This is a genomic window from Nocardia sp. NPDC056064 (genome assembly GCF_042266925.1).
In the GTDB taxonomy this organism is placed as follows: domain Bacteria; phylum Actinomycetota; class Actinomycetes; order Mycobacteriales; family Mycobacteriaceae; genus Nocardia.
The window spans coordinates 34,733-47,236 of the sequence record NZ_JBHJWO010000004.1; the positions used below are offsets into that span (position 1 = coordinate 34,733).

Sequence of the window (12,504 nt, forward strand, 5' to 3'; positions counted from 1 at the left end):
CAATCGATATGAGCAGAACAGCGCGGGTCGAGCGCGTCACCAAGGAATCCAGCATCCTCGTCGAGCTGAACCTCGACGGCACCGGCAAGACCGAGATCAGCACCGGCGTGCCGTTCTACGACCACATGCTGACCGCGCTCGGCCAGCACGGCGGGTTCGACCTGGTGGTGCGGGCCGAGGGCGACATCGAGATCGAGGCCCACCACACCGTCGAGGACACCGCCATCGTGTTCGGCCAGGCCCTGGGCCAGGCGCTCGGCGACAAGAAGGGCATCCGCCGCTTCGGCGACGCGTTCATCCCGATGGACGAGACCCTCGCGCACGCCATCGTCGACGTCTCCGGCAGGCCGTACTGCGTGTTCACCGGCGAACCGGATCACCTGGTGCACACCATCATTCCCAGCGCGGGCCCCGGTGCGTCGTACTCGACCGTGCTCAACAAGCACGTCTTCGAGTCGATCGCGCAGAACGCCAGGATCGCGCTGCACGTGCGGGTGCTCTACGGCCGCGACCAGCACCACATCACCGAGGCCGAGTTCAAGGCGGTCGCCCGCGCCCTGCGCGCGGCCGTGGAGATCGACCCGCGTGTCAGCGGTGTGCCGTCCACGAAAGGTGTGCTGTGAGCAAGAAATCCGTCGCCCTGCTCGACTACGGCTCCGGCAACCTGCACTCCGCCGAACGCGCCCTGGTGCGCGCCGGTGCGCAGGTGGAGGTCACCGCCGACCCGCAGACGGCGCTGGCCGCCGACGGGCTGGTCGTGCCCGGGGTCGGCGCGTACGCGGCCTGCATGGCCGGGCTGCGCGCGGTCCGCGGGGAGCGCCTGATCGGCCAGCGCCTGGCCGGTGGCCGTCCGGTCCTCGGCATCTGCGTGGGCATGCAGATCCTGTTCGACCGCGGCGTCGAGTTCGGTGTCGAGACCGAGGGCTGCGGCGAATGGCCCGGCACCGTCGCGGGCCTGGACGCCCCCGTCCTGCCGCACATGGGCTGGAACACGGTGCAGGCCCCCGCCGACAGCACCCTGTTCGCCGGCATGGACGCCGAAACCCGCTTCTACTTCGTCCACTCCTACGCCGCCCAGCAGTGGGAACTCCCCGACAGCGACCACATCGCCCCCGCCCGCCTCACCTGGTCCGAACACGGCGTCCCCTTCCTCGCCGCCGTCGAGAACGGCCCCCTCTCGGCCACCCAGTTCCACCCGGAGAAGTCCGGCGACGCGGGCGCCCACCTCCTGCGCAACTGGATCGATTCGCTCTAGATCGGCGCTCAGGCCGGTTCGCGTGCGCCCGCGAGGTGCGCACGGATCGGCCCAGCGCAGCGTTCGGCGTCGTTGAGCCACGGATTGTGGCCGCCCGCAACCATATCCAGCCGTGCGGCCGGGATCTTTTCGACGCTCGCGCGGCCCGTCTCCGGAGTGGCGAACACGTCCTGATCACCCCAGACGAATAGTGCCGGCACCGTGATCCGCGCGAGTTCGTCCTCGGTGAGGACATTCTCGGCGCGGGCCGAGCCGTTCTGGATCAGGCGATTCAGGAGTGCGCGATAGGAGGCCGCCTGTCCCGGGAGGCGCAGCGGCAGTCGGTGCAGGTCGAGTAGATCGTCGGACAGAGCGCGGGCCGCGTCCTGTCCGAGTGCTCCGGCCAGTGCGTAGCGGGCGACAAAACGGGGTGATGGTAGCTGCATCAGCCGCTGGTCGACTGCGCCGCGGACGGGTGTGCTCAGCGAGATCATCTCGGGTATTGCCCGCATCCCGGGCAGTGCCGTGGCGGGCGCGCCGACCAGCGCAGCGCGGGTCAGCCGTTCCGGGGCCTCGAGCGCTGTCCATAGCGTGCAAAGGCCGCCCAGGGAACTGCCGACCATGTGGACGCGCGCGATCCCGAGCGCGTCCAGGGTGCCGGTCACGATGCCGACCGCCAGTTCACGGATGGTTCGGCCTTGCCAGTGAAAGGGCGGCGCGAGGTTGTGGCCGGGCAGGTCGAGCAGGATGTGGCGGTAGCCCGGGAGCCGGGCGATCAGCGGTGCCAGGCCGAGGGCGGGCGCGGAGATGCCGTTGATATGCACGACAGGCTCGCCCGCACCGGTCGTCAGCACGCGCACACCCACGTCCGGGTCGCGCAGGGTGAGCAGGTGTTCGGTGAGCGTCAGCCGGTAGGCCGCGGCGACCCGGTCCTCCACGGCAAGGATCCGGCGGCGCAGGGAATCGTTCATGGCTCCACTGTCGGGGACGGCGGGCGCACGGTCTTGGACGATTGTTCCGGTCGGTGCCGGACGAGCGCGCCGGGGGTGGTTCCGGTGAAGGCCGCGACCTCGCGCGACAGGTGCGACTGATCCGCGTAACCGCACCGCGCGGCGACCTCGGCGGGCGCGGCACCGGTTTGCAGTTGTTCCAACGCGGCACGGAACCGGATCACCGTCGCTGCCCGCTTCGGTGTGACTCCGACCTGGGCGGTGAATCTCGACCACAGCCGTTTGCGGCTCCAGCCGGTGTCCTGGGCCAGATCTCGCACGCGCACAGCACCATCGGTCGCGACCAGCCGCGCCCAGCTGGCGGCGACCTCGGGGTCCAGGGTGGCCGGTGCGCGGCGTTCCGCCAGGAATCGCGCGGTGAGCGCGAAACGGTCTGTCCAGGAATCTGTTTCGGCGAGTCGACCGGTCAGACGGGCCGCTGCCCGGCCCCAGAGTTCCTGGGGGCCGGGCACGCTGCCATCCAACTCGCGGGGGAGCCCACCCAGCAGCCCGTACGCGGCGATCGGCGACAACAGCACTTCCACGCACGCGACCTGCCGTGCGTGCACGCGGCGCGCTCCCGGACACCATCCGGCGACGAGACCGCCGGTCGCGGAGTCGGCGGTGTCCTCGTCGACGACCAGGCGGCTGTCTCCGAACTGGATGACCACGACCACCGCCGGTCGCGCGAAGATCCGCAGATCGGAGCCCGCCGCCGCTCGATCCAGGAACCCTTTCATCGCGAGGCCCGGGACGGTCGAGACCGGGCGCGCCAGCTCCCAGCGCGCATCCAGCGCATCGTCGGACATGATCGGCCGCACGTGATCGAGCGTAGGAGCGTGGGTCTGGCATGCACAACCGCGAGTGTGAACATACACCGACTTGTCTATGTGTATGTTCGGTAGATGAACGACGTACCACCTCGCCCCAAACATCTCGACTCCCCGATGCTGCCCAAGATCTTCAAGATCATGGGGAAGACGCAGGTGTGGGTCTACCGGCGGACCGGTGGGCGGATCGGCGCGAAATGGCGTGTCGGCGCGGGCTTTCGCAAGCCGGTCCCGACCTTGCTGCTCGACCACCGCGGCCGCAAGTCCGGGAAGGTCTACACCACCCCGCTGCTCTATCTCGCCGACGGCACGGACATCATCGTCGTCGCCTCCCAGGGCGGCCTGTCCACACACCCACAGTGGTATCGCAATCTCCGCGCCGAACCCGACACCCACATCCAGATCGGCCGCACCCTCCACCCCGTCCACGCCATCACCGCCGACCCTCACCAGCGGGCGCGCCTATGGCCCCTCCTGGTCGACGCCTACGCCGACTTCGACCACTACCAAGCCTGGGCCGGCCGCGAGATCCCGGTCGTCATCCTCCGGCCCCGGTCCGATGGAGCCGACTGATCGGTGGTCGGCCGCGGCTCGTCCGGGAGATCGCGGTGGTGCGGCGTCGGGCCGGCCAGGCTGTCGCTGCGACAGTCGTTGACGGCTGATCGACTAGTTTCGGCACATGCGTTCGAAGAGAAGGCTTTTCGTCGGAGCGACCTTCGCGGTGGCGGCAGCGATCGCCGTATCCGGGTGTGCCGCATCGGCGCCGGTCGCCACGCCTGTTTCGCCGTCGACGACCACCGTCCCGGCACCAACGACCACCGATCCAGCCACGGTCGGCGGATCCGACTTCGGGCCGGGACCGTATCGGGTCGAGGCGACCGTGACGATGGGCGAAAGTCCCACCAGCATCGCGATCGACCCCGAAACGGGCAGAGCTTTCGTCGCGCGGTACGTGGAAGGCGCTGCCAGGCAGTCGGTGTCGGTCATCGATACCCGCACTCACACGCACAGCGGTGACATTCCGGTGGGTCAGGTCTTCCCCTCGGGGCCTCAGTCGATCGCGGTCGACACCGATACCCACCTCGTCTATCTGGTGGGTGGGAACTCCGCAGGTCAGGTGCTGGTCATCGACCCGGACCGGGAATCGGTGACGGCGATCATCGAGACGGACGGGGATCCGGTCGCGGTCGTCGTGGATGCGTTGCGGCACACCCTCTACGTCGCCAATCGGTTCTCCCGTTCCGTCACGGTCGTGGATACCGCCACCCGTGCCACTGTCGCGACGATTCCGGTGGACGGATCTCCGAGTGGGTTGGCGGTCGATCCGGACACCCATCATCTGTGGGTCGCGAGCGAGGCGGGAGTCTCCGTCGTCGACGCCGGCACGCACACCGTGAGCACGACCGTCCAGGTCGGCGGAGATCCGGGTCACATCGCCATCGACCCGCAGACACGGACGGCCTTCGTGACTCACCCGGCCGAGAACTGGGTCTCGCTCGTCGATACCACGAGTCGTACGCGGGTGGCCGCCGTGTCGCTGGGTGTGCGGGGAAGAGCCTTCGCGGCGGTGGTCGATCCGGTCGCGCACACCGTCTATCTCACCGGCGGAGCTTTCGACGTCGTGACGATGATCGACACGAGCACCCGCGAGGTCACGGCTGCGCGGTACTCGGGAATCACCCGGACCACTCCATACGGTTCGCAAACCCTCGGAGCCGCCGTGGATCCGGTGAGCCACCTGCTCTATGTGACCAACGAGAACTCCGGCCGGATCGAGGTGATCGCCCACCTGTGAAAGCTGGTCGCGGCCATGCGCGCCGAATTACGGCCGGTCGAGGTGGGCGTGGTCGGCGGATTCGGTGCCTGCGTCCCAGCCGTCGGTGCTGCGGATGGTGATGCCTCGGGTGTGGGTGGTGGGGAAGTAGGTGGTGAGGGCCTGGGTGAGGCGGGTGTGGTGGGCGGCGAGGATCGGGAGGAGGGTGGTGGGGTCGGGGGAGTGGGCGATGGTGGATTCGGTGGTGGTGGTGAGGCGGTCGCCGATGCGGGTGGCGTAGGCGGTGAGGAAGGCTTTTCGGTAGGCGCGGGTGCGGGAATCGCCGGTGCCGGGGGCGGTGTCGATCATGGTGCGGGTGGCCTGGACCAGGAGTGAGGTGGCGAGGAGTTCTACCGCGTCGAGGTCGGGGTCGTCGCCGATGATGGTGACGAAACCCCAGTCGGCGGCGAAGACGGCGCGGGCGCGGTTGGCGCGGGTGACCTGGTCGACCAGGAGGGCTTTGGCGTCGGTGTAGGGGGTGTCGAGCCAGAGGCGGCGGGCGGTGGGGAGCGCCGGGCCGGTGGTGTGGTGGGCGAGGAGCGCGCGGTCGATGGCGTACTTGGTCATCAATTCCTGGGCCTTGGCGGAAAGGGCCTCGGCCTCCTCGGCGAAGGAGGTCGACTCGGCCTTCGCGAGCAGACCGCGGACGCGGCCCAGGGTCTTGGCGTCCACGTGCTCGTGGACGACCGGGCGCGCCGGGGTGCCGGGCAGCGGGCAGATCGGCTCCAGCCGGGGGAGCTGGAGCAGCAGGGCCAACGCCGTGATGATCGAATCCAGTGCCTCGCTGCCGGACAGCAGTGCGCGGTCGGCCCACTGGCCGGGGTGCGGGCGGTCGGTGTCCCACCAGACGGTCGCGTCCATGGCGTCGAGCTGGTTCTGCCAGATCTCGTCGACGGTGTCGGGAGCGAAGGGCGCGCGGTGTTCGGCCATGAGATCGGTCAGATAGCCGATGGCGAACTCGTCGACGCGGCGGCGGGCGGCCTGGTGGACGTCCATGGGCAGCCAGCCGGAGTCGAAGGCGTGCGCGATCAGCCGACGGCCCGCCCGCGCCGTGCCCTCGGCCACCTCGGCGGGGAGCGGGCCCGGTCCCGCGAGCTCGTCGACGAAACGGCGCACACCGGCCTTGTCGCCCCGGGCGGTCGCCAGCGCGGCGGTCGCGACGGTCTCGGCGATCCGGGCGGGGTCACCGGCGACGGCGGCCGCGTCCAAGGTCGGCCCCGGCACCGGTTTGCGGCCGGTACGGCGGCGGCGGTTCTGCTTGCCCACGGTCGGGGCCTCCTCGGCGTTCGGTCTCGGCGACCATTGTCCCCGGTGGGGTCACCGCGGCGGATCGGGCGGTCCCTCGGCGGTGACATCGGCCCAAGCGGTTGTCGCGCGCGTGGGAATCACTCGGCGCGGTGATCATGACGCGGCAGCATGGTGGCACTCTCGGCCGGACCGACGGCCCCGGTCCGCATGTCACCGCCCGCGGATTGCGTTCGCGTGGAGGGATATCGGTGGTGAAAGGGGGTGTCGGGCGGTCGGATCGATACCTAGAGTGGGTTCATGAGTTATCGGGGGATGCTGGCCGCGGAACGCGCGGAGATGATCGAACTGCTGCGCGGGTTGAGCGAGGATCAGTGGGATACGCCGTCGCTGTGTGCGGGGTGGCGGGTCAAGGAGGTCGTCGGGCATCTGCTCACCGATACCCTCGGTCCGCTCGCCTACCTGCGGACCTCGATCGCGCACCGCGGGAATGTCGACCGCATCAACAACGCGCTCGCCGAATCCTTCGCCGCGCTGTCCACCGACGAACTGGTCGACCGGTTCGCGCACCGCTCCGGGCGACTGTCGAAATTCGCGCCGCGTCTCATGCTGGCCGACCTCACGGTTCATCAGCAGGACATCCGCCGTCCCCTGGGCCTGGCCCGGACCATCCCGGCCGACCGGCTCACCGCGGTCCTGTCCCACCCCGACCCCTTCGCTTTCCCCGGCAAGCGCACCAAGGGCCTGCGGTTCGTGGCCACCGATGTCGACTGGTCGTCCGGTGACGGCCCGGAGGTGCGTGGGCCCGGCGAGGCGCTGGCCCTGGCCATGGTCGGGCGCGAAGTCGTGCTCGACGAGCTCACCGGCGACGGAGTCCCCGAACTCCGCCGCCGCGGCTGAGCTACTTCAACACCGAACGACGCGGACCCGCGCGTCGACCGGAACCCTATCCGCACATCCCGACCCTGTAATCGGTTCCTGCTCACCGGGATTGGACGTACCACGCACGGGATACCCGGGAGATCCGATCGGGGTGGGCGGCGGTGCCGTCCACGGCCCGCGTGACACGGACCTCACCGGCGCCGACCGGTGGCGGCAACCGGGGTGCAGACCCACTAGTCTGATCGCGTGAGTCTTGTGCTGTTGCCCGCCGTCGATGTCGCCAATGGGGAGGCCGTGCGCCTCGTGCAGGGAGAGGCCGGTAGCGAAACCAGCTACGGCTCCCCCCGGGACGCGGCGCTGGCATGGCAGCAGGCGGGCGCCGAGTGGGTGCATCTGGTGGACCTCGACGCCGCCTTCGGCAAGGGCAGCAATCGCGATCTGATCGCCCAGGTGGTCGGCGAACTCGATGTGAAGGTCGAGCTCTCGGGCGGCATCCGCGACGACGACTCGCTGCGCGCGGCGCTGGCCACCGGCTGCGCGCGGGTCAACATCGGCACCGCGGCGATCGAGAACCCGCAGTGGTGCGCCAAGGTGCTCGGCGAGTACGGCGACCGGATCGCGGTCGGGCTCGACGTCAAGCAGATCGACGGCGAATGGCGGCTGCGCGGCCGCGGCTGGGTCACCGACGGCGGCGACCTGTGGGAGGTGCTCGAGCGCCTCGAACGCGACGGATGCTCGCGCTACGTCGTCACCGACGTCTCCAAGGACGGCACGCTGACCGGCCCCAATCTGGAACTGCTGAGCGAGGTCGCCAACGCCGCCGAGGCGCCGGTGGTGGCCTCCGGTGGCATCTCGGTGCTCGACGACCTGGTCGCCATCGCCGGCCTCACCGAGGACGGCGTGGAAGGCGCGATCATCGGCAAGGCGCTGTACGCGGGCCGGTTCACCCTGCCCGAGGCCCTGGCCGCGGTGCGCTGACCGCCCCGATGACGACCGCACCGAGCACCGCCGAACTGACCGATCTGCTGGCCGTGGCAGGCCAGGTGCTGGACGCGACCGTCCCGCGATTCGTCGAGGGCGTCGGTGCGCCGAGCGCGGTCACCAAGGGCCGCAACGACTTCGCCACCGAACTCGACCTCGAACTGGAACGAACCATCTCCGCCGAGCTGCGCCGGCGCACCGGCATCGCGGTGCACGGCGAGGAATTCGGCGGCCCCGCGCTCACCGCGGGCACGGCCTGGGTGCTCGACCCGATCGACGGCACCTTCAACTACTCCTCCGGCCACCCCATGTCGGGCACCCTGCTCGCGCTGGTGCACGAGGGCGAACCGGTCATCGGCCTGACCTGGCTGCCCGTGCTCGGGCGCCGCTACGCCGCGGTGGCGGGCGGACCGCTGCTGCTCGACGGTGCGGTGCTGCCGCCGCTGGAGCCGGGCAAGCTCGCCGACGCGATGATCGGGTTCGGCGCCTTCAACCTCGACTCGGCGGGCCGCATCCCCGGCCAGTTCCGCTTCGATCTGCTCGGCGCGCTGAGCAGGCTGTCCTCCCGGGTGCGCATGCACGGTTCCACCGGGATCGACCTGGCGTTCACCGCCGCGGGCGTGCTCGGCGGCGCGGTCGTGTTCGGGCACCATCCCTGGGACAACGCGGCGGGCGTGGCGCTGGTGCGCGCGGCGGGCGGTGTGGTCACCGACCTGGCCGGGCGGCCCTGGACCATCACCTCCGGCTCGGTGCTGGCCGCCGCGCCCGGCGTGCACGAGGAACTGCTGGAAATGATTTGCACGGTCAGCGAAGAAGAACGAGGCTGAGATCATGACATCGCGTACCGACAGCGCCACCGTGAGCACCCTGGCCGTGCGGGTCATCCCGTGCCTGGACGTGGACGCGGGCCGGGTGGTCAAGGGCGTCAACTTCCAGAACCTGCGCGACGCGGGCGATCCGGTGGAACTGGCCGCGACCTACGACGCCCAGGGCGCCGACGAGCTGACCTTCCTCGATGTCACCGCCTCCACCGGCGACCGCGGCACCATGCTCGACGTGGTGACCCGCACCGCCGAGCAGATCTTCATCCCGCTCACCGTGGGTGGCGGCGTGCGCACGGTCTCCGATGTCGACCGGCTGCTGCGCGCGGGCGCGGACAAGGTGTCGGTGAACACCGCCGCCATCGCCCGCCCCGAGGTGCTCTCGGAGATGTCGCAGCGGTTCGGCTCGCAGTGCATCGTGCTCTCGGTCGACGCGCGCACCGTGCCCGACGGGCAGCCCGACACCCCGTCCGGCTGGGAGGTCACCACCCACGGCGGCAAGCGCGGCACCGGCATCGACGCGGTCGAGTGGGCGATTCGCGGCGCCGAGCTGGGCGTCGGCGAGATCCTGCTGAACTCGATGGACGCCGACGGCACCAAGGCCGGCTTCGACCTGCCGATGATCGCGGCGGTGCGCGCGGCGGTGAAGGTGCCGGTGATCGCCTCCGGCGGCGCGGGCAAGGTCGAGCACTTCCCGCCCGCGGTGCACGCCGGGGCCGACGCGGTGCTGGCCGCCAGCGTCTTCCACTTCGGTGACCTGACCATCGGCCAGGTCAAGTCCGCGATGTCGGCGGACGGCATCACCGTCCGCTGACATCGCGGCGCCTCAGGCTCCGGTGCCGCGCAATCGGGCCAGCGCGGCCGCGGGCACCACATCGTTGGGCAGGACGAAGCCCTGGGTGCCCACCGGCTGCAGGAACACCGTGTCGCCCACGACGATCACCTTCTTGATGTCGGCGTAGCGGTTGGTGACCTGGCCGCTGGTCTGCTCGAGCTGCATCGCGTCGCGGGTGTAGCGGGCGGTGATCCGGTGGCCGGGACCGGCGACCGCGGTGAACTTGGGATTCACCCGGGCCAGCTGCCAGGCGGTGACCAGGCCGATCACCACGAGTTCGAAACCGAGCACGATGAAGAAGGCGCCGAACATCTCGCCGATCTCCGCGTGGCCACCGTCGGACAGCAACTCGAGGGTGCCGCGGACCAGCAGGAACGCCGGAAGCGCGAGCAGGAACGCCCATTTCGCGGGCAGCCGGAAGGTGACCAGGGCGGCGCCACGGCTCACCCGGCGGGCGGTGCGGTCGTCACACACATAGGTGACCTCGATCGTGTCCCCGTGCTGCTGGACGCCTCCGCCGGGCTGCCCCGCGGGCGCGAACTGCTGCTGCGGATGACCGGGCTGCTGCGGGTAGCCACCCTGCTGCGGGTAACCGGGCTGCTGGGGATAGCCGGGCGGGGCGGGCTGATACTGCGGGTAGCCGGGCTGTCCGGCGGGCTGGTACTGCGGCTGCGGATAGCCGGGCTGCTGATACTGCGGCTGCTGCGGCGGGTAGCCGGGCGACGGCTGATACGGCTGCTGCGGATGCATGAGATCCCCCTCGATGAACTGACATTCGTCGCGCGAATCGTAGACAACCCTGTTCGGGACTGTCGAATCAGCGCGGGCCGCTCACCGGCGCGATTCGGCGGTGATCAGGGTGCGCACGGCGTCGCCGGTGGTGCCCTGGAAACGGTCGACCCGATGGTCGGCGCAGAGGCGGGCGATGGGGGAGGCCGCGAGAAAACCCGCCCCGCCGTGCAATCGGAGGCAGCGGTCGATCACCCGGCCCGCGGCCTCGGTGCAGAACAGGGCGGCCGAGGCCGCGTCGGCGGTGGTGAGCTCGCCACGGTCGTAGGCGGTGACGGCACGATCGACGACTGCTTCGACGGCGTCGGTCTCGGCGCGGCAGGCGGCCAGCTCGAATCCGGTGTGCGGGAAGCCCGCTTGGGCGCGGTCACGCTGACGGGTGTGGCGGCGCGCGAAGCGGATCGCCGCCTTGGCCTGCGCGCAGGCGTCGATGGCCAATGCCAGGCGCTCGAGCGGCACCTGCGCGGCCAGTGCGGCCAGGCCGTGGTGCGGGGCGCCGAGACGGTCGGCGACCGGGACCCGGACATCGGTGAAGGTGAGTTCGGCGGTGTCGGAGACCTTGCGGCCCACGGTGTCCAGCGCGCGGCCCAGCCGGTAGCCGGGCGCGGTCGCGTCGACGACCAGCAGCGTGAGCCCGTGATCGGGGTCGTCGGCGCGCGGGGCGGCGGTGCGCGCGCACACGATCACCCGGTCGGCGTGCACCCCGCCGACGACGTAGGTCTTCGACCCGTTGAGCAGGTATTCCGAGCCGTCGGCGGACAGCGGCGCGGTGGTCCGCATGCCCGCCGGGTCGGTGCCGGTGCCCGGCTCGGCGACGGCGAGGGCGAACATGGTCTCGCCGGTGACGGCGCCGGGCAGCCAGCGCCGTCGCTGCCCGGCGGTGCCCAGGGCGCTCAGCAGTGGCAGGCAGCGGGTGGTGTGGGCGCCCGCGCCCCCGAAAGAGACCGCGGCGCGGGCGATCTCCTCGGCCAGCACGGTCCGGTAGGTGAGCGAGGTGCGCCCGGTGCCGCCGTACTCGGTGGGTACCTCGAGCCCGAGGACGCCGAGTTCGCCCAGCCGGTAGTAGAACTCGCGCGGAACCAGGGCCTCGTCGTGCCAGCGGCCGAATCCGGGGACGACCTCGGCGTCGATGAACGCGCGCATCGCGGTGCGGAAACGCGCGTGCTCGGCGTCGAAAACTGTTCTGCGCATGGATGTTTCTGCCTTCTGCGCGCCCTCGCGCGCGGTCGCGACGGCGCCACCGCGGCGACCGGCCGCGCCTGCCTCGTGGACGGGAGACGCGGCCGGTGCCCAGTGGCTGCCGGTTTCTACTTCGCCGGTGCCGGGACGGCCGGGTCCTTGCAGTAGGCGCCCAGCTCGGCCGGGCAGGGCGCGAGGATGGTCGAGAAGTACTGGTAGGCCGAGAACAGCGCCAGCGGACCGCCGACGGTGATCAGGCCGACCATGGTGCCGACCGCGCCGAGGGTGGCCGCGCCGAGCACACACCCGGCGACGGTGGCCCCGACCCACGGCACCAGCAGCACGATCACCGGGCTGGCGATCGCCGCGCCCGCCGCACCACCGACCAGACAGCCGATACCGCCACCGAGCACCGCGCCGATGATGGCGCTCACGGCGCTGCCGATGGTCAGCCGCTGGGTGAACATGCCGAGCGCGGTCTGGTCACGGGGGGTGAAGGATTCGGCGACCTGGCGCACGGCCGCGTCCTGGGTGATGAGGTCGGTCGCCGCGGCCACCGGGGTGCCCCCGTCACGTGACGGGGTGAGGGTCGCGGTGCCGCCGTCGACGGTGGCCGCGATCGGGAACACCGTGTCGTCCATCCGGTAGGACAGCGGCAGTGCGGCGACCGGCACCTCGTCGGCGGTGGTGATCACCAGCTGCCCGTCCACGATCCGCATCGTGCCGTCGGTGGTGACGACCGCCGCGTCACCCTGCCTGCTGACCTCGTAGCGGACGTCGGTCTGCGGGGGTGCGGGCTCGGCGTGGCCGGTGCCCGCGCCGACGCACAGGGTCAGGGCCGTCAGGGCGGCGGTGGCGAGTGTGGTGGACATTCTCATCGGTGATCCTCATCGATCGGGGGTGGTT

General features: G+C 70.9%; 15 protein-coding genes. 8 read left to right on the top strand and 7 right to left on the bottom strand.

The annotated features are described in order from the left end of the window. Positions 1-8 precede the first annotated feature (8 nt). Both hisB and hisH read left to right on the top strand, forming a co-directional pair. A complete protein-coding gene (hisB, locus tag ACFC06_RS27900) occupies positions 9-623 on the top strand; it encodes an imidazoleglycerol-phosphate dehydratase HisB (protein ID WP_375938062.1) in 615 nt (204 codons plus the stop codon). Next, on the top strand, positions 620-1,255 hold the full coding sequence (hisH, locus tag ACFC06_RS27905; protein WP_375938065.1) for an imidazole glycerol phosphate synthase subunit HisH: 636 nt from the start codon (positions 620-622) through the stop codon (positions 1,253-1,255). Before hisB ends, hisH begins: the two co-directional genes overlap by 4 nt. A gap of 8 nt (positions 1,256-1,263) precedes the next feature. Here the strand turns inward: hisH and ACFC06_RS27910 are convergent, their stop codons facing one another. After that, positions 1,264-2,205 carry an alpha/beta fold hydrolase gene (locus ACFC06_RS27910; protein WP_375938067.1) on the bottom strand — a complete coding sequence of 314 codons (942 nt, stop codon included), beginning with the start codon at positions 2,203-2,205 and terminating at the stop codon, positions 1,264-1,266. Further along, complete coding sequence (locus ACFC06_RS27915; protein WP_375938070.1) at positions 2,202-3,044, bottom strand: helix-turn-helix domain-containing protein; 843 nt, start codon at positions 3,042-3,044, stop codon at positions 2,202-2,204. The genes ACFC06_RS27910 and ACFC06_RS27915 overlap by 4 nt, the downstream gene beginning before the upstream one ends. Positions 3,045-3,128: 84 nt before the next feature. On the opposite strand from ACFC06_RS27915, the gene ACFC06_RS27920 reads away from it, so the two are divergent. Further along, positions 3,129-3,626: a nitroreductase family deazaflavin-dependent oxidoreductase gene (locus ACFC06_RS27920; RefSeq protein WP_375938073.1), complete on the top strand. Its 498-nt coding sequence runs from the start codon at positions 3,129-3,131 to the stop codon at positions 3,624-3,626. A gap of 93 nt (positions 3,627-3,719) precedes the next feature. Here ACFC06_RS27920 and ACFC06_RS27925 read toward each other — a convergent pair whose 3' ends face one another. Then, a complete protein-coding gene (locus ACFC06_RS27925) occupies positions 3,720-4,040 on the bottom strand; it encodes a hypothetical protein (protein ID WP_375938075.1) in 321 nt (106 codons plus the stop codon). Positions 4,041-4,200: 160 nt separating this feature from the next. Between ACFC06_RS27925 and ACFC06_RS27930 the strand changes: the two genes are divergently transcribed. After that, positions 4,201-4,848, top strand: a complete 648-nt coding sequence (locus tag ACFC06_RS27930) for a hypothetical protein (RefSeq protein WP_375938078.1) — start codon at positions 4,201-4,203, stop codon at positions 4,846-4,848. A gap of 27 nt (positions 4,849-4,875) precedes the next feature. Here ACFC06_RS27930 and ACFC06_RS27935 read toward each other — a convergent pair whose 3' ends face one another. Next, complete coding sequence (locus ACFC06_RS27935; protein ID WP_375938081.1) at positions 4,876-6,132, bottom strand: DUF2786 domain-containing protein; 1,257 nt, start codon at positions 6,130-6,132, stop codon at positions 4,876-4,878. 279 nt (positions 6,133-6,411) lie between these two features. Here ACFC06_RS27935 and ACFC06_RS27940 point away from each other — a divergent pair, with 279 nt between their 5' ends. The 4 genes from ACFC06_RS27940 (at position 6,412) to hisF (ending at position 9,609) form a co-directional block, all read left to right on the top strand. Further along, entirely contained in the window at positions 6,412-7,011 is a 600-nt protein-coding gene (locus ACFC06_RS27940) for a maleylpyruvate isomerase family mycothiol-dependent enzyme (RefSeq protein ID WP_375938084.1), read from the top strand. Positions 7,012-7,239: 228 nt separating this feature from the next. Further along, positions 7,240-7,971: a bifunctional 1-(5-phosphoribosyl)-5-((5-phosphoribosylamino)methylideneamino)imidazole-4-carboxamide isomerase/phosphoribosylanthranilate isomerase PriA gene (gene priA, locus ACFC06_RS27945; RefSeq protein ID WP_278265977.1), complete on the top strand. Its 732-nt coding sequence runs from the start codon at positions 7,240-7,242 to the stop codon at positions 7,969-7,971. A gap of 8 nt (positions 7,972-7,979) precedes the next feature. Continuing rightward, entirely contained in the window at positions 7,980-8,801 is an 822-nt protein-coding gene (locus ACFC06_RS27950; protein WP_375938087.1) for an inositol monophosphatase family protein, read from the top strand. 4 nt (positions 8,802-8,805) lie between these two features. Continuing rightward, positions 8,806-9,609, top strand: a complete 804-nt coding sequence (hisF, locus tag ACFC06_RS27955) for an imidazole glycerol phosphate synthase subunit HisF (RefSeq protein WP_375938090.1) — start codon at positions 8,806-8,808, stop codon at positions 9,607-9,609. Positions 9,610-9,621: 12 nt separating this feature from the next. On the opposite strand, the gene ACFC06_RS27960 is transcribed toward hisF, so the two are convergent. From ACFC06_RS27960 to ACFC06_RS27970, 3 genes are all read right to left on the bottom strand, one after another. Continuing rightward, positions 9,622-10,380 (bottom strand): hypothetical protein, encoded by a 759-nt coding sequence (locus ACFC06_RS27960; protein WP_375938093.1) that lies wholly within the window; start codon positions 10,378-10,380, stop codon positions 9,622-9,624. An 81-nt stretch (positions 10,381-10,461) separates the two neighbouring features. Next, complete coding sequence (locus tag ACFC06_RS27965) at positions 10,462-11,610, bottom strand: acyl-CoA dehydrogenase family protein (RefSeq protein ID WP_375938096.1); 1,149 nt, start codon at positions 11,608-11,610, stop codon at positions 10,462-10,464. A gap of 116 nt (positions 11,611-11,726) precedes the next feature. Beyond that, positions 11,727-12,470: a hypothetical protein gene (locus ACFC06_RS27970; RefSeq protein ID WP_375938099.1), complete on the bottom strand. Its 744-nt coding sequence runs from the start codon at positions 12,468-12,470 to the stop codon at positions 11,727-11,729. Between the last annotated feature and the right edge of the window lie 34 nt (positions 12,471-12,504).